This is a genomic window from Thermochromatium tepidum ATCC 43061 (genome assembly GCF_009664085.1).
GTDB lineage: Bacteria > Pseudomonadota > Gammaproteobacteria > Chromatiales > Chromatiaceae > Thermochromatium > Thermochromatium tepidum.
In genome coordinates this window covers 2,154,830-2,180,293 of record NZ_CP039268.1, presented here as the reverse complement: position 1 = coordinate 2,180,293, position 25,464 = coordinate 2,154,830, and the positions used below count along the sequence as shown (strand labels likewise).

Below are 25,464 nucleotides of genomic sequence, written 5' to 3'. Positions count from 1 at the left end.
AATCAAATATCGAGATTACCCACATTCAGCGCATTGCGTTCGATGAACTCGCGCCGCGGCTCGACCTGGTCGCCCATGAGGGTGGTGAAGATCTGGTCGGCGGCGACCGCGTCCTCAATGGTGACCCTTAGCAGACGCCGTGTCTCCGGATTCATGGTGGTCTCCCACAGCTGTTCCGGGTTCATCTCGCCCAACCCCTTATACCTTTGCAGGCTATAACCGCGTTGGGCCTCGGCCAGCAACCAGCGGATGCCCTCACCGAGATCACGGATCGTCTTGGTCCGCTCGCCGCGGCGCACGAAGGCACCCGGCTGGACCAGGCCGTCGAGCTTGAGGCCGAATTCACGCAGACGGGCATAATCGGCGGTGTGGAAGAAATCGAGCGGGATGTGGCGCGTCTCGGGGATACCATGGATGAGCCGGATCAATTCCAGTCTGCGCGACTGGCTGCCTTCAGTCGGTGCACTGAGGCGCAGGACATAGCGCCGTGAGACGGATTCGGCGGCATTCAACCGGGCTTCCATGATCCGACACCATTCGGCCAGGCGTTCGTCCTCGGACAGGATCGCGGCATCGACCGGCGGCATGTGGACCAGCTCATCCAGGAAGCTCGCGTCATAACGCGATGCCAAGCGGCGCACGATACTCACGGCAACCTGATACTCCTTGGCCAGGGCCTCGAAGGCCGTGCTCGCCAGCGGCGGCGCATCGGCGTTGACATGGAACTCGGCCTCTTCGAGCGCCGCTTGCAGCATCGCCGCCGTGAGCGCCGCCTCGTCGAGTAGATAATCCTCCTGCTTGCCCTTCTTGAGCTTGTAGAGCGGCGGCTGGGCGATGTAGACGTGCCCGCGTTCGATGAGCTCGGGCATCTGGCGGTAGAAGAAGGTCAGGAGCAGGGTGCGGATATGCGCTCCGTCTACGTCTGCGTCCGTATTGTGGCAGCAGAGTCCACCCAGACCGGCGATGAAGTTCTCGTCGTCCTCGACCGAGAAATCGTAGACCTGGCCGTTACTGGCCTCCACCGGGGTAATGGACTCGATCGGCAATGCGATCAGGTCGCCGTCGAGTGTCTCGAAGCGACGGTTGACCGAAGGCGCGGTACTCTGCAGGCGCTCATCCAGCGCCTCGGCGCCCGGTAGATCAGCCCAGACAGCGCGCAAACGCGCCAGATCCTCGCGCGCGCTGACCGTCAAACTCCAGCGCGGATGGCGTGTAACACAGGGTTGACCACGGATCTCGCGGACCACGCCATCCGGCTCGTAATGCGACAGCGACGCCACGACGCCGAAGGACGACAACAGGTAGGACAACCCACTCGCCAGATCGCGCGAGGAGGTCGCAAAGCCCAACCGACCGGCGGCAAGCGTGCCGTTGCCCTGAAGGTAGCCGCGTATAAAGGCCAAACGCAGCGGCTCGTCGACGCTGAACACCAGATCCGGAATAGCTTTATCGATGGCGTTGGTATTGGTGAAACCGAACAGATGGCGCCAAGCCAGCACCGCGACCCGGTTGGTCAGACGCAATTCGGTGACGCGATCCTGATTAGTGTAGACCTGGGCTTGCAGGCCGAAAGTCTGCTCCAGCACACGGCGCAGTTCAGGCAGGATTGCCTGATTACGCGCACCGATGGCGAAACGGATGCCGCCACGTTCAGAGCAGGATCCCTCGGCCAGATAGAACCCGAGCAGCCAGAGCAGATCGGCGTTCACCTTGATGAAACGTGCCATGCCTCGATCGGCGTAGGGCTTAGGTGTCAGTTCTAGATCAGTCCGCGTACCGAAGCCGCTCACGGCTTTGCCATCGAGATCACTCAGTCTGACATAGGGACGCACCTGATTGGCCGGCGCACCACGATACGGCGTCGCCCAGGTCTGTTCCAGACGGCCCGGAACGACCTTGACCTGATCCATGATCCGGTCCACATCCGCACCGACGGCCTCCAGATAGGCGACCCAGCGATCCAGTCGCGGTCTGGAGCGACCGCTTTCCCAGGCGTGGATGGTCACGGGCTGACGGATGCCGATTTGTTTGCAAAGCGAACGCACGGTCTGACCGCTGGCCCGACGCAAGGCGGCAACTTCAGCGCCAACGGCGATCGGCAGTTCGACACGCGGTGAGATGAGTTCGGCGTCGTCAGCGTACTGGGCCAGCACACGCGCCTTGTGAAAATCCTCGACCGCCGCACCGCGCACCCAAATCTGTGCAGCGGCTTCAGGGATGGCATGCAGTGCACTCAAGACATCGAGACGCTCAGGCGCCGTCACCGGGAACGATAGCGAACGGGGCGCAACGATTCGATCGCCTTCGCGCAGCTCATCGCCGCGCTTGAGCTTGATCTGCTGATCAGCGTAGACAAAGACACTGTGGCTGGCCGTCACCCGCACCGAGCGACCATAGGCCGATTTGACCTCATAGAGCGGCTCGTGGAGCGGATGACGGATCACGGCCTTGATGGGGCGGAAGCGGGTCAGCCGATCCTTCATGCCGAAGCACAGCACCTCGCCCAAGTCGGCATCGGCGCGTTTGCAATAGTCGTCGCCAGACGCTTCTTCAGGTAGGGCCGCGTCGATGAAGTCGCCGATACGGGTCATGCGCACGTGCCCGCCCGGATCGCGCACGAAGACGTGCTCCTCGGCATCGACGCTCATAATGATCACGCGGTGATAACGCAGATTGTCCGGGTTGTATTCCTCGCGCCCGATACCGCAGCCGAGCGCGGTGATCAGGGTACCGACCTCGGCCGAGGACAACATCTTGTCGAACCGGGCCTTCTCGACGTTCAGGATCTTGCCCTTGAGTGGCAGGATCGCCTGAAAGGTGCGATCGCGACCCTGCTTGGCCGAGCCGCCAGCCGAGTCGCCCTCGACCAGATAGAGCTCGGACTTGGCCGGATCCCTTTCTTGACAGTCGGCGAGCTTGCCTGGAAGCCCGGCGATGTCGAGTACGCCCTTGCGCCGGGTCATCTCGCGCGCCTTGCGCGCCGCCTCCCGCGCCCGCGCGGCCTCGAGTATCTTGCCGGCGATCGCCTTGGCCTCGGTGGGATGCTCCTCGAGGAATGTCCCTAGATGCTCGACCACCAGCGACTCGACCACGGCCTTGACCTCGGAGGAGACCAGCTTGTCCTTGGTCTGAGACGAGAACTTGGGGTCTGGCACCTTGACCGAGAGTACCGCCGTCAACCCCTCGCGCGCATCGTCTCCGATCGGGCGGATCTTCTGATTCTTATCCAAGCCTTCGCGCTCGATATAACCGTTGAGCGTGCGCGTGAGCGCCGCGCGCAGACCGGCCAGATGGGTGCCGCCGTCACGTTGCGGGATGGTATTGGTGTAGCAAAAGATGGTCTCCTGATAGCCGCTGTTCCACTGGATCGCCAGCTCGATGCCGATGTTCTGGCGTTCGGCGCTGAAATAGATGACGGTTGGGTGGAGCGGCTCCTTGTTTTGATTCAGTGACTCGACGAAGGCGCGGATGCCACCCTCATACTCGAAGACATCCTGCCGCCCGCTCTGCTCGTCGCTCAGGGTGATGCATACACCCGGATTCAAGAAAGACAGCTCGCGCAGTCGCTTGGCCAAGATGTCGTAGTGAAACTCGCGGTTGGAGAAGATCTCACCCGAGGGGAGGAAACGGATCTCGGTCCCTGTCTCCTCAGTGTCGCCAACGACGCGCAAGGGATACAGGGGTTCGCCGAGACGGTATTCCTGTTCGTGGATGTGTCCACCGCGCCGGATGCGCAGATACAGACGCTCCGAGAGCGCGTTGACCACGGACACCCCCACACCGTGCAGACCGCCCGAGACCTTGTAGGAGCTGTCGTCAAACTTGCCGCCGGCATGGAGCACCGTGAGGATGACCTCGGCGGCCGAGCGCTGCTCCTCGGCATGGATATCGACCGGGATCCCACGCCCGTTATCGATCACCGAGACCGATCCATCCGTGTGCAGGATGACCGTGATCTTGGTGCAATAGCCGGCGAGCGCCTCGTCGATCGAGTTGTCCACGACCTCGAAGACCAGGTGATGAAGACCCGTGCCATCGTCCGTATCCCCGATATACATACCCGGGCGCTTGCGCACCGCATCCAATCCGCGGAGAACCTTGATGTTCGTGGAGTCGTAGGTCATGAATCTGAGCCGTTCGTGATCTGAGGAGAAGCCGGATATCTCGTGGTGAGCGGAAGATGAGGCGGGGTCGCGCGAGACACCAACAACGGCAACGCCAGGGGCGTGCCGGCTGCTCCATTATACGGGACGGGACGGCGCGACTCGACACCGCGTTTAAAGCATCGGCTTGGTTTGTGGACAGTCTTTTCAGATCACATCAGGAATGGCGATCTCGCCAATAACCCCAATCCAGGCGCCTCCAGTCCTCGGGCATCAAGTTGCTATAGAGCAACAGACACCGGACGATCGAATGCAGGGTCTTGCGCAGCCGGCGGCGCTCGATGCGGCGATGATCGGTGGCATAGACGATGAGGTCGGGACGATAGCGGGTCGCAAATCCGGCACGCCGAATGCGCCAGACCACCTCGGAGTCCTCGTTGCAGTTGAGGCGCAGGTCGAATCCGCCCACGGCGCAGAGCGCCTGACGCGGGATCAGCAGATTGGAACCCGAGGCGGCGGGGATCCCGCAGGCCTGACACAGCGCCTGTCCCCAGGCAAAGCGGCGGTAGTAGGCACGGAAACGGTCGCGGGACAGCTTGGGGCCATAGTAGACCGCCGGCTCGTCGAGGGCGGTCAGACGTTCGAAATAGTCGGGCGCAAAGACCACATCGGCGTCCGAAAAGAGCAGCCAGTCCGAGCGCGCGACCTCGAATCCGCGCTGGCGAGCCTCGGTGACATTGCCGGGCTCACGCAGAACCAGGGTCCGGTCGGGTCTGAGCCGTTCGATCAGATCCGGTGTCTCGTCTCGACTGGCGTCCACGACCACCAATGAGAGCTCGCGCGGGATGGAGGCCAAGAAGGCCCTGATGTTATGGGCCTCGTCGCGTGTGGCCAGTACGAGCGTGATGTCCGATAGCTTCACCGGTATCTTCCTCCGCCGGATCGCCCGGACAGTGATGGCCTCGTTCGAGGCGGCATGGATGATGGATCAGGCCGGCCCAGGGCGTATTGCGAGGAGGCCACCCCAGCTATTGGATGCCAGCGGCCTGCTTGAAATAGCCCTCGAGTTCGACCCCATAGTCGATGGCACGCTGGAGCTCGGCCGTGTATTTCTCTACCGCCCCCGCCGCGGTCGCGAGCGCGGCCTGATGGGCCTTGGTATCGATCGAGCCGGCAGCCTGCTGCGTATAGGATTGCACCTGAGCCCCGGTGTTGAGCTGAAACGGCCCGGTGAGCTGACGCGGGTCGACCTGCTGGAGCACGGCCTGATGCCGATTCAGTTCGGCGATCTTGGCGATCAGCTCCTGTTTGACCTTCAGATAGCGCGAGAGGTACTCGGTGAAGGTGGCATAGGCATTGAGATTGCCGATGTTCGCCGGATCTGACAGATACTCGGGCGTCCAGCGAATGGAGAGCACGCTGTAGTAATTCTGGAAGTCGTAGAGGCTGATCTCCCGGTCCGCGCGCTCCAGGGCCTGATAGGCCTTGTCCAGCGCCTCCTTGACCCAACGCTCGCGGTCGGCCCAGTCCTTCTGATTGCCCTGCATGTCTTTGGGGTCGAATTCGCTACCGCCGAACGAAAAGGCCCCAAGCTGTTTCAGATAATCACCGAAGCTCGCCGCCCGAGCCGCCGGGGCGCTTGCAAGCAGGGCGATCAGAGCGCCCAACAGGGCGCTACGGGACAGGGATGAGTGCCACATGACAGGTCTCCTCGTCGGATCGGTCGCGGTCGCAACCGGGTTAGAGATTGGATCCTACAGGATCACCCAGCGCCTCGTAAGTCCGGATCAGGGCCAGGATGACCTCGCCGCTCTGGGCCGGGATAAGGACTTGGGAGGCCTTGATCAGGTCTGGAATCAGACCGTTTTCGGCCACGAAGTCGCCCAGTACCTCGTTCATCTCCTGATTGGAGATCTCGGTGCTCACCGGGCGGAACCCCTCTTTCTGCAATGCCAGGAGCTGGATCTCGCGCGTCAGGAGATAATCCTTGAAACGCCGTGCGGCTTCAACCTGCTCGCGCGAGTTGCCGTGGCGTAGGGTGTAATAGGGATGATCCGAGATCAGGTTGTATTTGGGGTAGCGAAAGATGGGGCGCACCCCATTGGGGTCATTGACCTTGCGGATGAAGGCCAGCTTCACGGCCAGGTTCTCATAGACATAGACCGAAGAGAGCGGCTGGCCGCCATAGCCGGCCTGCATCAGGGGCTCGGCGAGCTTGCCGGTGCTGTCCTTGGTCTGGTCGGACATGTATTTGATGAAGGCCAGATAGGCCTGAAACTGGGGATCCTTTAGATCCTCCAGCCGGATCCTGTAGCGCGCGCGATCCTTGGCAAAGAACTCATAGGCCATGGTGATGAGGGCCACGGCGCCGCTGTTGGAGGTCTGCGGACGGGTGAAGCCAAACTGAAAACTGCGGCCATTGGGGTCGATGACCTCATTGTTGAGTTCGCGCGAGAAGATCTCGGTGAGGGTATCAAAGCTCATCGATTTCTGGATGATCCGATCGATGGCCTGCTGGACCGGCTCCCAGGTGACGAAGACCATGGGGCTGCGTACCAATGAATCGTCGGTCTCAAACAGCCTGTCGCCGGTGAAGGCCTCTTCGACCAGGCTGCGGAAGATGCTAGAGGCCGGCGCCCAGACCTGATATTCGTTGCGCCCGTTGTGCATCGTCTTGCCCGCGATCAAAAGGCTCGCCGACTGGGTCGAACCGATCTTGTCGATCACCAGCCGGATCGGCTTGCCCTCCAGCCGACCGAGCGTGGGATCGGCCATGAAGCGGCGCGCCGCCTCCTCCAGCCAGTCCTTCTTCTCGGAGCCAGCCGCGATCTTGACCTCGATCACCGGTCGGTCCTCGGGGACCGGAAAGACCACTGTCTGGCGGGCCCTCTGCTCGGTCCGGACCTCGACTGGCGCCACCTTGACTGCCTGCGAGCGGATCGTCTGCTCGATTTTGGTCTCGGCATCGCGCGGAAGTACCGCCGGGGCTGGGCTCTCGGGTGTGCTCGGGAGTTGCTGGGTCGGTGACTCCTTGGGGGCGACCGCTGGCTCACCCGGCTTGGTCTGGACCCTGGAGAGATCGACGTTGAGCGTGCCGAAGTCGAACAGCTTCTCAGCCGCCGGCAACGGGGCCACCGCTCCCAGGAGCAGGAGACCGCCGAGCAGCAGCGATATCGACGGCCTCGACCAGCGGAATAGGCGGTCACCCCTTGGGGTTCGTGTCTGTCTCGTCTGCATCATGTCTTCATCTCCACGTCCGACGCGTCACAGGAGCTCACTGAAGCGTTTGAAGATCTCGCGGATGTCACCCGAATCGCCGCGGCGCGTCTCGCCGCCGGACGCCTCGGTGACGGTCTTAAGCGAGGCGTCGTCGGCCTCATTGCCGAAGGCGACCCCAAATACCGGGATCTTGCAGGCCGGATCGCCGAGATAGCCACCTCGTCCATCCTTGCGTGCGAAACCGATGCGCGCGATGAGATCGGACTCGGAGACCTTGGAGGCATTGTCGATCCCATCGGTCAGGACCACGATCAGCCGGATCGAGGTGTCCGCCGGATCGGACTTGATGGAAGCGCAGAGATCCTTCCAGGCGGTCTCGATCGCTGTGCGCATCGCGGTGCCACCCGCTGGACGTACCCTGGCGAGGGTCTCGGCCAGGCGCGTCTTGCCCGTGGCGTCCATCTGGATGGGATGGCCCTTGGGCGTCAGGTCGGAATACTCGACCCGGTAGTCATAGAGCAGGAGCGACAGCCGGTCTTGGTCCTGGAGCGAGGCGGCAAGCAGATTGGCGCTCTCGACCGCCATCTCCATGCGCGTGCGCTGCGCCCCGCGCTCGGCGTCGTAGAGCCGGGCCTCCATGCTGCCGGAGCGGTCGAGTACCAGCACCACGTGCGATCTGTTCTTGATCGCCCGGAAGGCATCGCGGATCGCCTTGACCACATCTCCACTCGGTGTAGCCAGGAAGTGATGCACGCTGTCGAAGGGCTGGACCCCATTGTCCGGATTCCAGACCAACCCATAGACCTTGGGATCGACGTCGAGCGGCACGCTGGGCCGGAAGCCATAGGGCAGGGCCTTGGCCTGGGTCTCGGGCGACATCAGATAGGCAAAGTAGCGCTTGGCGCCGTCCTCTTCGTCGGCATCGACCCAGTCGCGCGCGACAGTGGCGAAGGGATGGTTGGCGACGAAGGTGCCCTCGCGGGGGTAGATGGCTAAAAGCCTGGGGTGACCCAGTCCTTTGGTGCGGATGTAATGATTGGCCTGGATGACGTCGCTCTCGTAGATGACCACCGCATCCGCGTATCTGGGACCGCCGTCGCGCATCTTCTCGGCATAGAAGCCGGTCGAGCGGCCATAGTGGATGACGTTCTGATGGATCTTGGCCACGAAGTCACGGACCCTGGGGTCATCGACCTTGGCCTTGGACAGACGCGGCACCGGACGACCGGACTCGACCTCGGCGCCGGCATAGAACTGGGCGACCAGGGCCGAGAGCCCGCTGTTTGAGGTCTCGGGATTGGTCTGACCATAGCGGAGACGGCCTTCGCTGGCCCGTTTGAAGAGCTCGGCCCAGCCGATCTGGTCGCGCGGACCGAGCTGGTCGACCACAGGCTCCCAGGCGGCGATCACGACCGGGGACGACACCAGGAAGCCCTCGACCTTGAGCAGCTCGGATCCCTGCTCCTCCTGGGTCTCGTGGTTGATCAGATTGACATAGAGATCGGAGGCTGGGCTGGTGGCATGGACCTCGGCGGGTCCGGCCCGGCCCTGTTTGATCTCGTTGATGCTTTCACCCGAGCCCTTGGCGATGGCCTCGACACAGATCCGCTTGCCCGAGGCAGTGCGTTCGCCACGCTGGTTAAAGGTCGCAGTGACTTCCCGGATCCAGTCCTCCTTCTCCGAACCATAGGTAAAACGGACCAGGACGCTGTCTGGCCCTGGCGTACAGGGCGTCTGGGCCGCGGCCTCCAGCCCAGCCAGGGATAGCATCGGGATGCTGAGTGTGGCGATGAGACGCACGCGGGTCGAGTCTAGAATGCCTCTGCTCATGATGCCTCCGGCTCAGGTGAGCGATCCGGCTGAAATGGGATGGAATTATGGGTTTCGAGTATCTCAGAGAAAAAAAGATGGTTCCAGGGCAGATTCATGACGCCTCCGCGGGCGTCATGGCGCCATCATCCATCCCGGGCCTAATCGGCTTAAGGAAGCGCTGAATCAATCGCGTGCCTCTCAATCGCGGCTGAAGCCGCTCTCACAAAATCAATGGGTTAAGTGAGAAGGTGTTGCCACGAATGAATAAATTCGCGCCTCCCTAAGGCCAGCGCGCGACGATCGCCACCTGGTCGAATCCCCGCCCTGAACTGAACCCAGTCACTCCGCGAGAGGGCTCGACCAGTTTCGTTAATAGTTGAACTTTTTTGCGAGAATGTTGTAATATCTGCATGTCACGCAAGATGGTCATGCATTCAAGAGGCCGCCGAGTTCTTGGGGGTGTGTCCTCAGACGCTGTCGGTGCGTGAGTGGACGTGTCCGGATTGCGGAAGTATCCACGATCGCGATGCGAACGCGGCGATCAATCTGAAAAAGTGGCCGAGAGTTCGGTTGGCGGCTGCCAGCCCTTTCAGCGACAAGCTGATTGCTCGGTGACAGCCTGTGGAGAGGTGGGCTCTGGCCTTGGGCACGCTCAAGACGAAACCGGCCTCTGCGAAGCAGGAAGTCAGCTTTGTTCCTGTGTGAGCAGGAATGAGTAAGTCTGATGGAACGGCTATCCTCATGTCCCTTCACCATCCTTATCCCTTCGACCCCACCTATGGCTATGACCTGGAGTCCCTGCTCGCGGTGGCAGCACCGCCCGCGCCACCGGACTTTGCCGATTTTTGGCGCGCACGCTTAGACCGCGCCCTGGCCATCGAACCCGCTCCACGGCTGCGTGTTTCAGCACTGGCCCATCCTGGTTTTTGCGTCTACGACCTTGAATACGACTCCACCGATGGCGTCCAGATCCGGGGCTGGCTCCTGACCCCAAGGCACCAGCCGCAGCGCATCGGGCTGATCCTGGGACACGGCTACGGCGGGATCGAACGGCCACCGCTGGATCTGCCGCGCCCGGATGCCGCCTATCTCATCCCCTGCTTTCGCGGTCTGGGCTTAAGCCGCCACCCACCCATCTCGGAGGATCCGAGGTGGCATGTCCTGCACGACATCCAGGACCCGAACCGCTATGTCCTCGCTGGCTGCGTCGAGGACCTCTGGACCGGAGTCACGGCCCTGCTCGAACTGATCCCGGAACTTGCTGGACACCTCGGCTATGCCGGGATCAGCCTTGGCGGTGGACTGGGCGCCATCGCCCTGGCCTGGGACGCGCGCCTCGGGCGCGGTCATCTCAATGTGCCGACCTTCGGTCACCAGCCACTGCGACTCGAGCTGCCCTGTATCGGCAGTGGCGAGGCGGTGCGCGAGTTCGCCCGTGCTTACGGACGCCTACCCGAGGCGCTTCACTATCTCGATGCCGCGCTCGCCGCCCGTCACATCCGGCAACCGGTCCATGTGGCCGCCGCGCGCTTCGACCCTGTGGTGCCACCGCCCGGTCAGTTCGCCGTTTACAACGCGATCCCGGGCGACAGACGTCTGTTCATCCTGGAGGCCGGACATTGCGATTATCCGCGCCGGCGGGCCCAGGCGACTGAGCTGCTGAGCCAACTCTGGGCCTTCTTCGCCCCCCTGTGAGCCGGGATCTGACCTCATCCAGCCGGACGGGCGGTCACCCGATCGCAACCATGGTTCGCTAGCATTCCCCGCCGCGCTATCACTCAGGATGCCTCAGAGGGGCGGTCATGAATCGCGAGTATCACCGTTGGTATAGCCATCGGCTGGGTCGGGACATGGAACTGCTGATCTTCGGCCATGCCGGGGCCAAGGTGCTGGTCTTTCCGACCCGGGATGGGCGCTTCTATGAATACGAGGATCTGCGCCTGGTAGAATCGGTGCGCCACAAGATCGAGGCCGGCCAGCTCCAGCTCTACTGCGTCGATAGCATCGATTGGGAGTCGCTCTATTGTTTCTGGTGTCATCCCGCCGATCGCATCCGGCGCCATCAGGCCTTCGAGGAGTACGTCCTAAACGAGGTGCTGCCGTTGATGGCGCTGAAGAACCCGCACCCCTGCACCATCGCCCACGGGTGCAGCCTGGGCGCCTATCACGCCGTCAACATCGCCTTCCGTCATCCGCATCTCTTTCACAAGGTCGCCGCATTCTCGGGCCGCTATGACCTGACGCTCAACGTCGAGCACTTCCGCGATCTCTTCGATGGCTATCGCGACGATCTCATCTATTTCCACACGCCCGTGCATTATCTGCCGGGCCTTGGCTGCCCGAATCGGCTGGCGGCGCTCCGTCGGATGGATATCGTCCTGGTGATCGGACGGGAGGATCCCTTCCTCGACAACAATCGCTATCTAAGCCGGATTCTGTGGGACAAGGGGATCTGGCATGCGTTGCACGAATGGGATGGTCGCGCCCATCAGGGCTATCACTGGCGGCGGATGGCGCCGCTCTATCTTTAGGGAAACGCTGAATAGATCGCGTGCCTCTCAATCGCGGCTGAAGCCGCTCCTACGAAATCGATAAGTTGCAGGAGAGGATTTGGCCACGAATGGAATCAATCAGCGTTTCCTCAAGGCGCGCCGGCCAGGGTGTCACCATGGCCGCTCGCTGCGCCGAAACTCGCGCCACCGCTCCTCGAAGTCCTTCAGGAGATCGTAAGCCTGATGAGTACGCCAGCCGATCAGGGCACCCGCATAGCGGATGACCTCGCGGTCGGATTCCTCTGCGAGCAGATCGGCAAGTAGCTCGGATGTGACCGCCACGTCGTTGAGTGCGCCCAAGAGGTCCTGGAGCCCTTTCAGGCGATCGATGAAGTCGTCGAGCCCCGGGACGATGGGGGCGAAGAACTCGGCGGCATACCGCAGTTTCTTGCATTCGATGCGCAATAGATGCATCTGCCTCGGATCGTCGCGATCCACGCCCAGTCCTGCCTCCAACACATGGTGCATGAGCCGATCCAAGCGCTTGCGCGCATAGTGCGCGATCGAGCGCGCGAGCCTGTGACGCTCCCGCGGCGATAGCTCGGCCCGGGTCCAGGCCGCCTGTCCGAACCAGTCTGGAAAGTCCAGCTTGAAGGCCAAGTAGCGTTCGCTGTCGAGCATCGCACGTACCGACTCATAGGCCAGTGCCCGCCGTTGCCTCGCGAGCGCCTCCAACCGCTCGCCGCCGCTCAGTGGCAGCCGGTGGCGGACGGACGCCAGACCCTCGTCGATGAAGACATCCAGATCCCGCGCCGGACCGAGCTGGTTGGCGATCCAGCGCAGTTCATCGCTCCAGGGTTGGCTGACGGTCTTGGGCACCGCGGTACGGAAGGCCGACAGGGCGGCGCGCATCCGTCGCGAGCTGACCCGCATCTGATGCACGCCCTCGGTGTTGTCCCAGGTACGCGCCTGATCCTCCCAGGACAGCATGACCTGGAAATCGTGGCACAGGATCTCGGCCAGTGCCTCGCTCACCGTCAGCCCCGCATGCAGGGGGACCCAAGTCTTGGTCTTACGCTGTTGCATGGGGTCTCTCGCGATTCCAACACTGGATTCAGTTTAGCCGGAAGTAGGCCACCTGTTCGCGGAGGGCCCGGGAGAGGTCGCTGAGGCGTTCTCCCTGTCCGAATCCCAATTCAGCCGCCTGGGCATGATCCTGGGCCAGGGCCGCGATCTGATCGATGGCCACGGCGATCTCCTCGGCCATGCGGCTCTGCTCCTCGGCGGCGGCGGCGATCTGATGGGTCGTAGTGGTCAGGGCCACCACCGCCTCGGCAAAGGCATCTAGGTTTTGGACCGCCTGGCCATAGTGATCGACGCTTTGCTGGGCGCGGTCGCGATTGGTCTGGATCACCTCGACCGCGGAGCGGGAGCTCTTTCTGAGCGCCTCGATCAGGGCCTCGATCTCGGCGATCGAGCGCTGGGTACGCTGGGCGAGCTGACGCACCTCGTCGGCGACCACGGCAAAACCGCGCCCCTGCTCGCCGGCACGGGCGGCCTCGATCGAGGCGTTTAGGGCCAGCAGATTGGTCTGATCGGCGATCTCGCGGATCACCCCAAGCACCTTGCCCATGGATTGGCTCTGCTCAGCCAGACCCAGCACGGCCTCAGCCGCCTGATCGATCTCTTGAGCGAGGGCCCGACCAGCTTCGTTAATAGTTTAACTTTTTTGCGAGAATGTTGTAATATCTACATGTCCGCAAGATGGTCAGCATCCAAGAGGCCGCCGAGTTCTTGGGGGTGTGTCCTCTGTGGAGGCCGCACAGTGCTGATTGCCCACCGCATCGCGCTCGATCCGAACAACGTGCAGGCGACGTATTTCGCTCGCGCCGCTGGCACAGCCCGCTCTGCCTACAACTGGGCGCTGGCCGAGTGGAAGCGCCAGTACGAGGCATGGAAAGCCGACCCTAGCCTGCCCAAGCCTTCGCAGCAGTCATTGCGCCGCCAGTTGAACGCCATCAAGCGCGAGCAGTTCCCTTGGATGCTCGAAGTCACGAAGAATGCGCCGCAGATGGCTATCATCCAGTTAGGTCAGGCGTTCCAGAACTTCTTCGCCGGTCGTGCCCGCTATCCGCAGTTTCGCAAGAAGGGCGTGCACGACCGCTTCACGCTCACCAACGACCAGTTCGACATCGACGGCTGCCGCATTCGCATCCCCCATCTGGGCTGGGTACGCATGCGCGAGTCGTTGCGTTTTGCTGGCAAGCTCATGTCGGCCACCGTCTCCCGTGTGGCCGACCGCTGGTTCGTCAGCATCACCGTGGACACGCCCGACACCTCGCACCTGCCCAAGGCCGAAAACCAAGGCGCGGCAGGCGTCGATCTGGGCGTGTCAGCACTCGCAACGCTCTCGACGGGAGAGACCATCCCAGGTCCAAAACCCCACAAGGCGCTGCTGGACCGATTGCGCAGGCTCTCGCGCAGCCTGAGTCGCAAGCAAAAAGGCTCGGCCAACCGCAAGAAGGCTAGGGCCAGACTGGCAAAGCTGCACGCCAGGATCGCCAACATCCGCTCGGATGCGCTGCACAAGCTCACCACCAACCTCACGCGCCGGTTTCATACCATCTGCATCGAGAACCTGAACGTGCGCGGCATGATGAAGAACCGCCATCTGGCGCGATCCATCGCCGACATGGGATTCTTCGAGTTCCGTCGGCAGTTGGAATACAAGGCGGCGATGCGCGGCGGCGTCGTGGTGGTGGCCGATCGCTTCTTTGCGAGCAGCAAGACGTGCTCGGCGTGTGGGCACAAGCTCGACGATTTGCCGCTGTCGGTGCGTGAGTGGACGTGTCCGGATTGCGGAAGTATCCACGATCGCGATGCGAACGCGGCGATCAATCTGAAAAAGGTGGCCGAGAGTTCGGTTGGCGGCTGCCAGCCCTTTCAGCGACACGCTGATTGCTCGGTGACGGCCTGTGGAGAGGCGGGCTCTGGTCTTGGGCGCACGCTCAAGACGAAACCGGCCTCTGCGAAGCAGGAAGTCAGCTTCATTCCTGTGTGAGCAGGAATGAGTAAGTCTGATGGAACGGTTGCAATGATCTGAGTGGTTCGATCGAGGATGCGGCGGCTGTGTTCGATGCGCTGATGGGCATCGGTGGTCACCTCGACGGCGCGGCTGGTGTTGGCGGCGACCTGCTGGGCAGTATTGGCCAGGTACATGACCGCGTTATCGACAGTTGCGGTCTCGGCCTTTTGGCGATCGAATCGGATCTTGCTGTCCTCGGCCAGACGTACCATGTCGCTGGCCGAGGCATAGAGATCACTGCTCGCAACATGTAGATGCCCGATGATGTCGCGCAGGCGCTCAGCCATGCCCTGTAGGGCGCGCATCAATTGACCGACCTCGTCTTGGCGCGCGGTGTCGAAGGAGACGTTCAGGTCGCCCTCGGCCAGTGCAGACAGGGTGACGATCGCTGCGCCCAAAGGGCTTAGGGCATGGCGCATGTAATAGAACAGGCCCAAGGTGGCCAGGATCAGCAACAGGGCCACCCCCGCGTAGGCGAGGCGCTCGAAGCGACGCTGTTCGAGCGCTGCCTGGGTCTCATCGGCCAGGGTGACGAGATGCGCGATGGGCTGTCCGGCGACGTCAAGGAGCGGCAGGAACAGGGCCGTATAGATGGCCCCATCGCTATGCCGGCTCTGGCGATCGATCTGGCCCAAGGCGGGCCAGGCGAGGTCCAAGCGCGCCAGTAGCTCCGGGCGCGTGCCGGCAAACAGCGTCCCGTCGGCGCCGACCAGATAGATCTCGGCCCCCTGGATGGCCTTGAGGCGTTCTAGGACCGGGCTTAGTGATTTCTGGAACACGACCGCACCGACGGGGTCTTTGCGCACCTGCATCCGAAATGCCAGTAGGGCGACGGGTTCACCCTGGGCGCTTCGCCCAAGGCCGTGCTTGGGTTGATCGTCGGTGCCCAGGGCCTCGACCAGGACCTGCGCATCCCTGGAGACGCCGGACTCATCACGGCTGTACAGCCGCTCGTTCTTGAGGTCGAACACGGCGAGCCGATCGAAATACCCCTGCTCGCTTACGAGGTTGAGAAGGGCCTCGACGGCCTGACGCACGGCCTGGGCATCGCCCTCTTTGAGCGCCTGGCGCAGCGCGAAGTCGCGCTCGAAATCGACCATGCCTGTGTGCATGTGCTCGATTAGGCGTTCTAGGCTTTGGTTCCAGGCCAGGGCCCGGCCTGAGGCGGCCTCTTGGGTGAGGCGTTGCTCGAGCCGAAGATGGCTGGCCTGGGCAACCAGGATCAGGGCCGTGGCAACCATCAGGGTGACGAGGATCGCGGCAAGGGTAACGCTTTTGCGGATCGTCATGTCATAGGGAGTGCGGCGGCTCACTCCGGTGGAGCGAAATGGGCAATCGAGACGGATGAAGGACGATCACAATCGGATCGGCTCCGATCTACTCTGACACCTTATTTTTTCATATCCCTATGACCGGCTGATGACGAGCGGGGGAGGAGCGATCCGAGGTGGGTGTCATGAAACTGACTTAGGATCGTCACGCAACCCTCTGAAAGGATCCTGTATATCTTCGAGATCTTAGACAATGGATCTGATTTACCTGATCTCGAGTGCCATTATCCTCGATAGTCAAAAGGGTCGTACCCATGGATATTTCATTCGCACCTGACCCGATTGCTCTTCGATCGCCCTTTCGCTCCCGCTCGCCGGCCTCATCATCCGCCAGGGTCCTGGCCGTCGACGACAGCCCGGACGTCTTGCTCCAGATCGACACCGCCCTGCGTGCCGATTACTCGGTATATGTTGCCAACAGCGGTCCACGCGCGCTCGAGATCCTGGAACAGGTGCCCAACATCGATCTGATCCTACTCGATGTCCTGATGCCTGATCCGGATGGCTTTGCGACCTGCCGGCGCATCAAGACCCATCCCGAATGGTGCCGGATTCCGCTGATCTTTTTGACGGCCCTGGACCAACACCAGCATGAGGTCGAGGGGTTGGCGCTTGGCGCCGTCGACTATCTGTCCAAGCCGATCATCCCAGACCTGCTGCGCGCCCGGCTCGCCACCCACCTGGAATTGGCGCGCATCCGCGTCGAGCTCCAACAGCGGGTCGAAGAACTGTCCGAGGAACGCGCCCTGATCGAGGACATCCTGCTGCGTCTGCGCCGCGATCATGCCTTCGATGGGCGAGGGTTGCGCTATCTGATGCGTCCGGTCGAGCGCACGAGCGGCGACCTCTGTCTGGCGGCCTGGACCCCCGATGGCCGTCAATGGGTGCTGGTCGGCGATTTCACCGGTCACGGCCTGACGGCGGCCATGGCCGGACCCCTGGTCAGGCAGATCTTATACCAGCAATGCGCCGACAATGTCCCGCTCGCTACCCTGATTGCGACGCTCGACCGGCAGCTGCATGACCAGCTACCGACCGGGCGCTTCATGGCGGCGCACATCGTGGAAGTCACGGCGGACCGGCGCTTTCTGCATCTGGCGAATGCAAGCATGCCCGAGGCGTTGCTGGTGTCGCCTGCGGGCGACATCGAGATACTGGCATCGCGTTCGCTCGCACTTGGGATCGCGCCCGACGCCAGGTCGCACGATAGCCTCCAGACCCTGGAGGTCGAAACCGGGGCGCGGCTGCTGCTGACCAGCGACGGCCTACTGGAGGCGACCGATCCAAACGGACAGCCCTTCGGCGTAGAGCGCCTGGTGAAGGCCTACATCGCCCTGATGGAGCGACAGGGTCCGCTCGAAGATTTGCTGGAAGAGGTGTGCCATCATCGGGGCCAGAACTCGATCGACGACGATGTGCTCATCCTGGAGCTGACCCTGTAGAGGAGCCATCTCAATGAAACAGTCCATAGAGATACACCCGCCTTGGCGCAGCGCCGAACTGCGGACCCTGCTGGCGATCGACGACGACCCACTGGCCCTATCGATCATCGATAGCGCCCTGCGTGGTGAGTTTCGCGTCCTCATCGCCCAGGATGGCGAGCGCGGTCTTGAATTGGCCAGGCGCGAGCCCAGACCCGATCTGATCCTGCTCGACCTCATGTTGCCGGGTCTGGATGGTTATGCGGTCTGCCGGCTGTTACGTGAGCACCCTGCGACCCAACAGGTGCCGGTGATCTTACTGATGTCGGCAAGATCGGCATCCTGGATCGGATCCTGCTCAAACCGGGACCGCTCAACGACGATGAATTCGAGCTCGTCCGCCGGCATCCCGAGATCGGGGCCGCGATCCTTGGCGGACGACACGCGAGCGCGCTGATGGATCTGGCGCGCACCGTCGCCCTGACCCATCACGAGCGCTGGAACGGCAGCGGCTATCCCCAGGGCCTGGCCGGTGAATCCATCCCGCTCGCTGGTCGGATCGTCGCGATCGCGGACATCTTCGATGCCCTGACCTCACAGCGTCCTTACAAACAAGCCTGGCCGGTGGATCAGGCACTCGATTGGATGCGCGAGCAGCGGGGATGCCATTTCGATCCCCAACTGCTCGATCGCTTTCTCGCCATCCAGCCCAAAATCCTGGAGATCAAGCTGAAATTCGCCGATCGTCCGTCTCCGGTTTGACCGCGTCCGATGTCTCGGGCGGGTTTGCCCGCTCATGAAAGATCCGCCGCGCCTCCTCGAAACGATACTGCTCGATCAAGGTCATGAAGTGCGCATAACCCGACTCATCGCCCCCAAACCACTCGCGCAGCGAAGATCGGTTGGCGGCACAGACATCGCGCAGGCGCGTATCCCCCTGTTCCAGCAAGTCGGCGATCAGCGCCCGGTATTGGTGCGCCTGTTTGGGGTTGGGGCGGTCCGGAGCGGGTGCGTCGTCCGTTTTATCGGCCAACGGCAGGCTCTCCAAAAAGGCCTTCACGCCCGTGAGCACCCTCTGGAGCTCATCGAGCAATGGGGGCAATGCCGACTCGATCTGAGCGCGTTCTTCCAGCTCGGCGGCCTGTTCGACGCGCTCGGCTAGGTCGTGCAATAGATCCGCCCCCAGCGTCTTGGCCACACCCTTGAGGGTATGGGCCTGGAGACGCAGCGTCGCCATCTCGGCATCGGCCGCTCGCATCGACTCCCATCCCTGCTGGTGGAGGCCGACGAAGGTCTTGAGCAACCTCAGATAGAGCAGGCCGTTGCCGCCGAGACGGTTGAGCCCCTTGCGCACCTTGATCCCGGGCAGCTCGACCTGGCTCCAATCCAGATCCGCCTCGCTAGAGGATAGACCCTCTGCCGCCCACTCCTCCGCCAGGGCCGGTAGGTGCGAGCGGTAGGGGCGCGGCTGGGCGGGCCGGACCCAGTGTAGGAGGGTCTCGAGCAGGGTGCGCAGATTGATCGGTTTGGCGATGTGCGCATTCATCCCCACCTCGAGGCTGCGCTGGCGATCCTTGAGCAGTACGGCGGCAGACATGGCGATGATCGGCAGCCGATCCGGGGGATGGTGTTGGCGGATGAGCCTGGTCGCCTCCAGGCCATCCATGATCGGCATCTGGAGATCCATGAGGACCCCGTCGAACGATTCTTCTTTAAGCGCCTGGATCGCCTCGAGCCCGTTGGTCACGACCCGGGTCTCGATCCCGACCAAGGCCAGGGCCTCGACGGCGACCTGCTGGTTGACGAGGTTGTCCTCGGCCAGCAGCAGTCGCGCGCCGGACAGGCGCTCGCGTGCCCCCAGAGGCTGGATCAAGACCTCCCAGGAGGGGTCATCGGACTTGCGGGTGAGCCTCTGGGGCGGACGATCCACGGCGCCAAACAGCCCCTGGAGTGCATTGAACAGGGCCGAGAGATGGACCGGCTTGATGACATAGGCCGTATCCGCCATGGTCTCGAGCCGATCCAATTCCCCCTGATCGCGGGCAAACAGGTTGATCACATAGAGCACCAGGACGCGTCTGGGGTGATCGTTCACCTCCCCCGATCGCCGTCCCAGCTCGCTTACGAGCTGAGGACCAAGGTGGGCGAGCCAGGCATCATCGAGCACCACCAGACAGGTCTCGGTCTGGGCATCCAGGTGTCGCGCCCAGGCAAAGGCCGTATCGGCCTCGGCGGTCTGCTCGGCCTCGAACCCCAGCAGCGAGAGCAGATGGGTCGCCGTCGCCCGCACCAGGTCGTGCTCGATCCACACCAGGGTCGGACAGCGCCACTCCCTGGGCAACAACCAGGGGGCCTGCGACTGGGTATCGGCGCAACCGACCGGGATCTCGAAATAGAACCGGCTCCCCCGTCCGAGCTCACTCTCGACCCCGATCTCGCCCCCCATGGCATCGACCAGTCGCTTGCAGATGGCCAGCCCCAGACCCGTCCCCTCGGTAAAACGCCAGCCACTGGCACGCAACTGCTCGAAGGGCTGGAACAAGCGGCCCAATTGCTCGGGCGCGATCCCACAGCCGCTGTCTTGGACCGAGACACAGAGATCGAGCTGCCCATCGGGACGTTCGCGATGGCCGATGCGGACCTCGATGCTGCCGCGCTCGGTGAACTTGATGGCGTTCCCGACCAGATTGACCAGGATCTGCTGGAGTCGCCAGGGGTCGCCGATCAGCCGATCGGGCAGTTCTGGATCCTGGATGAGCACCAGCTCCAGATGCTTGGCATAGGCACGCTGACCGGTGGCGCTCACCAGGCTGGCGATGACCTCGCCGAGCGAGAACGGGATGTGCTCGAGCTGGAGACGCCCGGCCTCGATGCGCGAGAAATCGAGGATGTCGTTGATGATCGACAACAGGAGCTGACCCGAGCCGCGGATGGCCTCGACCCAATGGCGCTGGCGATCGTTGAGCCTTGATCCGCGCAGCAGCTCGATCATGCTCAGCACGCCATTGAGCGGGGTGCGGATCTCGTGGCTCATGCTGGCCAGAAAGGCACTCTTGAGCTCGCTCGCCTGTTCGGCGGCCTCCTTGGCCTGACGCAGGTCGCGCGCGACCTTCTGATCGGTGACGTCGCGGATCATCAGCATGATCTCGTTGCCGACCAGGGGGAAGACATGGCAGTCCAGCCACTGGGTATGGCCGGCGCGGACCAGGGGGAACTCGGCGAGATGGATACCGCCCTTGCCCGCGGCGACCTCCTTCACGGCGGCGTGTAGCTCGGGCGATTCATGCGTGTCGATCACCTCGTGCAACCAGACGTCCGAACGTCCGTCGAGGTCGATGATGGCCAGCTCGCGGCACTGTGGGTTGGCCTCCTCGATACGAAAGCCCTGGGGATGGGGCGACAACACCATGGCCGCGCTGATCATGTTCTCAAACAGGGCGCGGTAGCGGCTCTCGCTACGCTTGCTGTCATCGTGCGCTGGATCCGAGCTCATGGATCGATCTCCTCGTTCAGGGTCAATTCCCCTCGACTAAAGTCAGGGGCTTGTGGTTGAGCGAAGGGTCATGATCACCCACCACCCTAGGCCGATTGACAACGACCCTCTCGGCACAGGCATACCGTGCCGCGATCGTCTTGGCAGCCCTGAGGTCGGCGGCCAGACGATAACCGCACGACGGGCATTCAAAGTGGGGCCCCGCGGCGAGCGCCCTTGTCGGTCGCGCCCCAGCGCGAACAGGTGCAACTGTCCCTGAAATCACCTTATGATTTGATCCTGCTATTCCTGACAGACATAGGCCGGCCCGTGAATCGACCGAAACACCCTCAGCTCCCGAACCTACCCATGTTGGCCTCGGAACGCCGCGCCGCCGCCGGACTCGCCGCCATCTTCTCGACGCGGATGCTCGGGCTGTTCATGGTGCTGCCGGTGCTGGCGCTCTATGCCCATGACCTGCCCGGCGCCACACCCTTACTGGTCGGTCTTGCGATCGGCGCCTATGGCCTGACTCAGGCGCTGTTCCAGATCCCGCTCGGTCTGTTGTCCGACCGCATCGGACGCAAGCCGGTGATCTATGGTGGGCTGACGTTGTTTCTGATCGGCAGCCTGGTTGCGGCCCTGGCCGATAGTATCTACTGGATCATCCTCGGGCGCGCGCTCCAGGGCAGCGGGGCGATCGCAGCAGCCATCATCGCCCTGACCGCCGATCTCACCCGCGAGACGGTGCGCACCAAGGGCATGGCAGTGATCGGGATCAGTGTCGCCCTGTCTTTCGCCGCCGCCCTGGTGGTCGGGCCACCGCTGACGGGGCTGATCGGGGTCCCGGGGCTATTCTGGCTCACGGCCTTGCTCGCGCTTGCCGGGATGCTATTGTTGACCTTCGTGGTCCCGGACCCCCAACACTCGGGGGTGCATCGCGATGCCCAGCCGGTGCTGGACCAGCTCGCCGGCGTGATGCGCGATCCGACCCTGGTTCGGTTGGATCTGGCAATCTTCATGCTGCATCTGACCATGGTCAGTCTGTTCGTGGTGTTGCCGCTATCGCTGCGCGAGGCCGGTCTACCCGTGACCAAGCACTGGGTGCTCTATCTGCCAGCGGTGTTGGTAGCCATCCCGGCGATGGTGCCCTTCATCGTGCTCGCCGAGCGGCGCGACCAGGTGCGCTCGGTGCTGATCGGCTCGGTGGCGGTGCTCGGGCTCTCGACGCTGGGCTTCTATCTGTTCAACCGGTCGCTGTGGCTGATCGGGGTGCTGCTGGCTGTGGTCTTTACCATCTTCAATCTGCTGGAGGCCGTACTACCGGCGCTGGTCTCCAAGGCGGCGCCGGCCGGGACCAAGGGCACGGCCATGGGCGTTTTCTCCAGCGCCCAGTTCATCGGCGCCTTTCTCGGTGGACTGCTCGGCGGACTGGCGCATGCGCACTTCGGGGTCGAGGCGGTCTATCTGGTCGGGGGGCTGACGTCCCTGCTGTGGCTGCGGCTGGTCTGGACCCTACCGATCCCAGAGGACCTAAGCCGGCATGTGATCGCGCTCGATACCTCGGGCGCCGGGTTCGATGTCTCCAGTCTGGAACAGCAACTGCTGGAGGTCCCGGGCGTGAAGGAGGCCGTGATCGCCGTCGATGAGGGCGTGGCCTACCTCAAGGTGGACAGTCGTCACACCGATTGGACGAGATTGCAGCGGTTTTCTGCCGTCAACGTCTAGAGAAGCGCTGATTTTCAGCGCGTCCCGAGCGCGATCGGCTGGGCTCGGTTCCTTGCACAGAGAGCGATGACCGGCGTCTGCGGGCGACCGGTGGGAGGAGAGAGATGGCAACACGAGGTGTCAACAAAGTCATCCTGATCGGCAATCTCGGCGCCGATCCGGAGGTGCGCTACACGCCGAGCGGTGACGCGGTGGCGAATGTGCGCCTGGCGACCAGCGAAACCTGGAAGGATCGCGCCACGGGCGAGCTGCAGGAGCGGACCGAGTGGCACAACGTGGTCTTCTTCGGCAAGACGGCCGAGATCGTCAAGCAGTATCTGCGCAAGGGTTCCAAGATCTACGTCGAGGGTAAGCTCAGAACCCGCAAGTGGCAGACCCAGGATGGCCAGGACCGCTACACGACCGAGGTCGTGGTCGACATGGGCGGAACCATGCAGATGCTCGACAGCCGGCAGGGCAGCGCCTCCTCGGTGCCCCTGGAAGATACACCACCGCCTGCACGCAGCCGCCCAACGACACCGGATGCGGCCCGTCCGAGCCATCCGGACAGCGGCGGCTTCGGCGACGGGGCCGATTTCGACGACGACATCCCGTTCTAGACCGAGGACCGCCGCCTAAGGAAACGCCGAATAAATCGCGTGTCTCTCAATCGCGGCTGAAGCCGCTCCTAAAAAATCAATGGGTTACGCGAGAAAGTTTTGCTAGGAATGGAATAAATCAGCGTTTCCCTAGAGGTCGAAGCGTTCGAACTCCAGACTGAACTGCCCGCGTCCCTGAGTCAGACTGCGCAAGGTGTTGGCATAACCGAGCAGCGGCTCTAATGCGGCCTCGGCGCGAATGGTGGCCTGGTCATCCTGGATCTCGGTCGCTTGAATCAAGGCGTGCCGTGCCTGGAGATCGCCGAGCACGGCACCCAGGTTCGGTTCCGGGACGACCACTTCCAGACGCATGATGGGGGTCATGAGCCCAGGGTGCGCGTTCTCCAGCGCCTTGCGCAGTGCCTTACCGACGGCCGCTGCCGTGGTCGCCGGCGTCGATCCGGCGCCAAAGAGCTCAATCTCATCGACACTGACCGCCACATCCAACACCTGAGCGCCCTGGAGCGGCCCGCTGGCCAGGGCGATAGCGATCGACTCGCGGATCGCCTGGAGGTGCGTCTCTTCGAATCGAGCACCCTCAGGGAGCAAACGCGGTTGAAGTTCCACGAGATTGCCGCGCCCCCGCGCGCGTGGTCGGACGCTGACGACGGCGCGTGCCATCGGATCGGGCTGGCGCGCATCCGGTGTGGGCAGCGGGGCGAACAGTGCCTCGGCCACCGACGGTTGGGTAATGGTCTCGCGCGTGGCCACAGACGGACGTCCAGCGCGGACACCAACACCGAATTCGCGCTCCAGGCGCTCCATGACGATCTGTAAGTGCAGCTCGCCCATACCTCGGAGCAGACGCTGGCCGGTCTCGGGATCCTCCTCAACCCGCAGTGTTGGGTCTTCCTGCCGGACCTTGTCCAGGACCTCGACGAGCCTGTCCTCTTCGGTGCCGGCCGCAGGTTCGATGGCCAGACCCAGCACCGGATCCTGGGCCTGGATGCGTTCCAGGCTCAGCACCTGGCCCGGGGTACAGAGTGTATCGCCCGTGGTTGCAAAACGCAGTCCGGCCAAAAGCACGATGTCACCGGCCTCGGCCAGATCGCGTTTGGTCTTCTTGCCGGCGTCGACCTCGAACAGACGCGCGACCCGTTCGTGCCGGATCTGCCCGTCGGCGGTCAGGAACTCGATCGCATCACCCGGCGCGAGGCGTCCGCGATAGAGACGAACAAAGACATGGCGCCGCCCGTCCCAAAGCTGTACCTTGAAGGCGAGCGCGGCGAGCGGTCCGTCTGGTGTCATGGCCACCTCCTCGTGTGTCCCGTCGGGCCGCTCGGCAAGCGCCGCCGGTCGGTCGAGCGGGGACGGCAAGAAGTCGATGATGCCATCGAGCAGCGGCTGCACACCAAGGTTGCGCAATGCGCTGCCGCCGTAGCAGGGAAAGAGCGTCCCGGCCAGGGTGGCGGTGCGGATGGCGGCCCGCAGTTGCTCGGGCAAGGGCTCACTGCCGGAGAGCACCAGATCGGCCAGCGACTCCTCGACCTCGGCGGCAGCCAGTGCCAGCGCCTCATGCAGCGCGCGATGACGCTCCCAAAGCTCGGGTGGACAGGGTTCAACGACGACCTGCTCGCCCTGTTCGCCGATGAAACGAATCAGGGTTCGGTCGATCAAATGCAGCACGCCGCCGACTTCGGGCACCGGAACCGTGATCGGCACCGGCTCGACATGGAGGCGCTGCTTGACGGACGCCAAACAACGTTCAAAATCCGCGCCCGGACGATCCATCTTGTTGACGAATAGCAGCGCCGGCAGCTTGAAGCGCGCGCGCTGACGCCACACCGTCTCGGTCTGGGGCTCGACGCCCCGGACACCATCGAGCACGATGACACAGCCATCGAGCACGCGCATGGTGCGTTCGACCTCGATCGAGAAGTCGACGTGTCCAGGGGTGTCGATGAGCTGGATCAGATGCTCGCGCCACTGGGCCTGGGTGACGGCGGCGGTGATGGTGATACCGTGACGCTGTTCCTCGACCAGATAGTCCATGTGGGCCGCGCCATCGTGGACCTCGCCGATCTTGTGCGAGGTGCCGGTGTAGAAGAGGATGCGCTCGGTAAGCGTCGTCTTGCCCGCGTCTACATGAGCGGCAACCCCGATATTGCGAACGTGCGACGATCGGGAGGTTTTTTTCATCGCTTTACAACAGGAGCTAGAGAG

The 25,464-nt window shown here is 63.1% G+C and carries 19 protein-coding genes; 9 read left to right on the top strand and 10 right to left on the bottom strand.

Translation table 11 applies throughout. The features are described from left to right. Positions 1-2 precede the first annotated feature (2 nt). From E6P07_RS10015 to E6P07_RS09995, 5 genes are all read right to left on the bottom strand, one after another. A complete protein-coding gene (locus tag E6P07_RS10015) occupies positions 3-4,124 on the bottom strand; it encodes a DNA gyrase subunit B (protein ID WP_153975476.1) in 4,122 nt (1,373 codons plus the stop codon). A gap of 196 nt (positions 4,125-4,320) precedes the next feature. After that, positions 4,321-5,025: a glycosyltransferase family 2 protein gene (locus tag E6P07_RS10010; RefSeq protein WP_153975475.1), complete on the bottom strand. Its 705-nt coding sequence runs from the start codon at positions 5,023-5,025 to the stop codon at positions 4,321-4,323. A gap of 106 nt (positions 5,026-5,131) precedes the next feature. After that, on the bottom strand, positions 5,132-5,803 hold the full coding sequence (locus E6P07_RS10005) for a hypothetical protein (protein WP_153975474.1): 672 nt from the start codon (positions 5,801-5,803) through the stop codon (positions 5,132-5,134). A gap of 40 nt (positions 5,804-5,843) precedes the next feature. Further along, the gene (locus tag E6P07_RS10000) at positions 5,844-7,343 is read right to left on the bottom strand and encodes a substrate-binding domain-containing protein (protein ID WP_153975473.1); all 1,500 of its coding nucleotides are present in this window, start codon (positions 7,341-7,343) and stop codon (positions 5,844-5,846) included. Positions 7,344-7,367: 24 nt separating this feature from the next. After that, positions 7,368-9,152 carry a VWA domain-containing protein gene (locus E6P07_RS09995; RefSeq protein WP_153975472.1) on the bottom strand — a complete coding sequence of 595 codons (1,785 nt, stop codon included), beginning with the start codon at positions 9,150-9,152 and terminating at the stop codon, positions 7,368-7,370. A 441-nt stretch (positions 9,153-9,593) separates the two neighbouring features. Between E6P07_RS09995 and E6P07_RS14220 the strand changes: the two genes are divergently transcribed. From E6P07_RS14220 to E6P07_RS09980, 3 genes are all read left to right on the top strand, one after another. After that, entirely contained in the window at positions 9,594-9,749 is a 156-nt protein-coding gene (locus tag E6P07_RS14220) for a zinc ribbon domain-containing protein (RefSeq protein ID WP_211363103.1), read from the top strand. Between the two features lie 126 nt (positions 9,750-9,875). After that, positions 9,876-10,829 (top strand): acetylxylan esterase, encoded by a 954-nt coding sequence (locus E6P07_RS09985; protein ID WP_153975471.1) that lies wholly within the window; start codon positions 9,876-9,878, stop codon positions 10,827-10,829. Positions 10,830-10,936: 107 nt separating this feature from the next. Then, entirely contained in the window at positions 10,937-11,665 is a 729-nt protein-coding gene (locus E6P07_RS09980; RefSeq protein ID WP_153975470.1) for an esterase family protein, read from the top strand. 132 nt (positions 11,666-11,797) lie between these two features. Here E6P07_RS09980 and E6P07_RS09975 read toward each other — a convergent pair whose 3' ends face one another. Continuing rightward, entirely contained in the window at positions 11,798-12,712 is a 915-nt protein-coding gene (locus tag E6P07_RS09975; protein WP_153975469.1) for a CHAD domain-containing protein, read from the bottom strand. 28 nt (positions 12,713-12,740) lie between these two features. After that, a complete protein-coding gene (locus tag E6P07_RS09970) occupies positions 12,741-13,289 on the bottom strand; it encodes a methyl-accepting chemotaxis protein (protein WP_246172815.1) in 549 nt (182 codons plus the stop codon). Positions 13,290-13,451: 162 nt separating this feature from the next. Here E6P07_RS09970 and E6P07_RS09965 point away from each other — a divergent pair, with 162 nt between their 5' ends. Next, entirely contained in the window at positions 13,452-14,687 is a 1,236-nt protein-coding gene (locus tag E6P07_RS09965; protein WP_153975467.1) for an RNA-guided endonuclease InsQ/TnpB family protein, read from the top strand. Here E6P07_RS09965 and E6P07_RS09960 read toward each other — a convergent pair. Then, positions 14,570-16,000 carry a HAMP domain-containing protein gene (locus tag E6P07_RS09960; protein ID WP_211363102.1) on the bottom strand — a complete coding sequence of 477 codons (1,431 nt, stop codon included), beginning with the start codon at positions 15,998-16,000 and terminating at the stop codon, positions 14,570-14,572. The two genes, E6P07_RS09965 and E6P07_RS09960, sit on opposite strands and share 118 nt — an antisense overlap. Before the next feature lie 296 nt (positions 16,001-16,296). Here E6P07_RS09960 and E6P07_RS09955 point away from each other — a divergent pair, with 296 nt between their 5' ends. Genes E6P07_RS09955 through E6P07_RS13925 form a run of 3 tightly spaced genes read left to right on the top strand, consistent with a single transcriptional unit; the run spans position 16,297 to position 18,225 of the window. Beyond that, positions 16,297-17,484 (top strand): PP2C family protein-serine/threonine phosphatase, encoded by a 1,188-nt coding sequence (locus E6P07_RS09955; protein ID WP_153975466.1) that lies wholly within the window; start codon positions 16,297-16,299, stop codon positions 17,482-17,484. Positions 17,485-17,497: 13 nt separating this feature from the next. Further along, on the top strand, positions 17,498-17,920 hold the full coding sequence (locus E6P07_RS13930; RefSeq protein ID WP_246172813.1) for a response regulator: 423 nt from the start codon (positions 17,498-17,500) through the stop codon (positions 17,918-17,920). Then, a complete protein-coding gene (locus E6P07_RS13925) occupies positions 17,803-18,225 on the top strand; it encodes an HD-GYP domain-containing protein (protein WP_343031252.1) in 423 nt (140 codons plus the stop codon). The genes E6P07_RS13930 and E6P07_RS13925 overlap by 118 nt, the downstream gene beginning before the upstream one ends. On the opposite strand, the gene E6P07_RS09945 is transcribed toward E6P07_RS13925, so the two are convergent. Next, the gene (locus E6P07_RS09945) at positions 18,188-20,956 is read right to left on the bottom strand and encodes an ATP-binding protein (RefSeq protein ID WP_153975465.1); all 2,769 of its coding nucleotides are present in this window, start codon (positions 20,954-20,956) and stop codon (positions 18,188-18,190) included. The two genes, E6P07_RS13925 and E6P07_RS09945, sit on opposite strands and share 38 nt — an antisense overlap. 348 nt (positions 20,957-21,304) lie before the next feature. Between E6P07_RS09945 and E6P07_RS09940 the strand changes: the two genes are divergently transcribed. Next, entirely contained in the window at positions 21,305-22,663 is a 1,359-nt protein-coding gene (locus E6P07_RS09940; protein ID WP_153975464.1) for an MFS transporter, read from the top strand. A gap of 104 nt (positions 22,664-22,767) precedes the next feature. Further along, on the top strand, positions 22,768-23,262 hold the full coding sequence (gene ssb / locus E6P07_RS09935; RefSeq protein WP_153975463.1) for a single-stranded DNA-binding protein: 495 nt from the start codon (positions 22,768-22,770) through the stop codon (positions 23,260-23,262). A gap of 129 nt (positions 23,263-23,391) precedes the next feature. Here ssb and E6P07_RS09930 read toward each other — a convergent pair whose 3' ends face one another. Next, on the bottom strand, positions 23,392-25,440 hold the full coding sequence (locus E6P07_RS09930; RefSeq protein WP_153975462.1) for an elongation factor G: 2,049 nt from the start codon (positions 25,438-25,440) through the stop codon (positions 23,392-23,394). Positions 25,441-25,464 lie beyond the last annotated feature (24 nt).

Excerpts from the sequence above, each read along its gene's own strand:
- E6P07_RS10015 (WP_153975476.1), bottom strand. The coding sequence starts at position 4,124 with ATGACCTACGACTCCACGAACATCAAGGTTCTCCGCGGATTGGATGCG.
- E6P07_RS10005 (WP_153975474.1), bottom strand. The coding sequence starts at position 5,803 with ATGTGGCACTCATCCCTGTCCCGTAGCGCCCTGTTGGGCGCTCTGATC.
- E6P07_RS10000 (WP_153975473.1), bottom strand. The coding sequence starts at position 7,343 with ATGATGCAGACGAGACAGACACGAACCCCAAGGGGTGACCGCCTATTC.
- E6P07_RS09995 (WP_153975472.1), bottom strand. The coding sequence starts at position 9,152 with ATGAGCAGAGGCATTCTAGACTCGACCCGCGTGCGTCTCATCGCCACA.
- E6P07_RS09985 (WP_153975471.1), top strand. The coding sequence starts at position 9,876 with ATGTCCCTTCACCATCCTTATCCCTTCGACCCCACCTATGGCTATGAC.
- E6P07_RS09980 (WP_153975470.1), top strand. The coding sequence starts at position 10,937 with ATGAATCGCGAGTATCACCGTTGGTATAGCCATCGGCTGGGTCGGGAC.
- E6P07_RS09975 (WP_153975469.1), bottom strand. The coding sequence starts at position 12,712 with ATGCAACAGCGTAAGACCAAGACTTGGGTCCCCCTGCATGCGGGGCTG.
- E6P07_RS09960 (WP_211363102.1), bottom strand. The coding sequence starts at position 16,000 with ATGACGATCCGCAAAAGCGTTACCCTTGCCGCGATCCTCGTCACCCTG.
- E6P07_RS09955 (WP_153975466.1), top strand. The coding sequence starts at position 16,297 with ATGGATATTTCATTCGCACCTGACCCGATTGCTCTTCGATCGCCCTTT.
- E6P07_RS13930 (WP_246172813.1), top strand. The coding sequence starts at position 17,498 with ATGAAACAGTCCATAGAGATACACCCGCCTTGGCGCAGCGCCGAACTG.
- E6P07_RS09945 (WP_153975465.1), bottom strand. The coding sequence starts at position 20,956 with ATGAGCTCGGATCCAGCGCACGATGACAGCAAGCGTAGCGAGAGCCGC.
- E6P07_RS09940 (WP_153975464.1), top strand. The coding sequence starts at position 21,305 with ATGTTGGCCTCGGAACGCCGCGCCGCCGCCGGACTCGCCGCCATCTTC.
- ssb (WP_153975463.1), top strand. The coding sequence starts at position 22,768 with ATGGCAACACGAGGTGTCAACAAAGTCATCCTGATCGGCAATCTCGGC.
- E6P07_RS09930 (WP_153975462.1), bottom strand. The coding sequence starts at position 25,440 with ATGAAAAAAACCTCCCGATCGTCGCACGTTCGCAATATCGGGGTTGCC.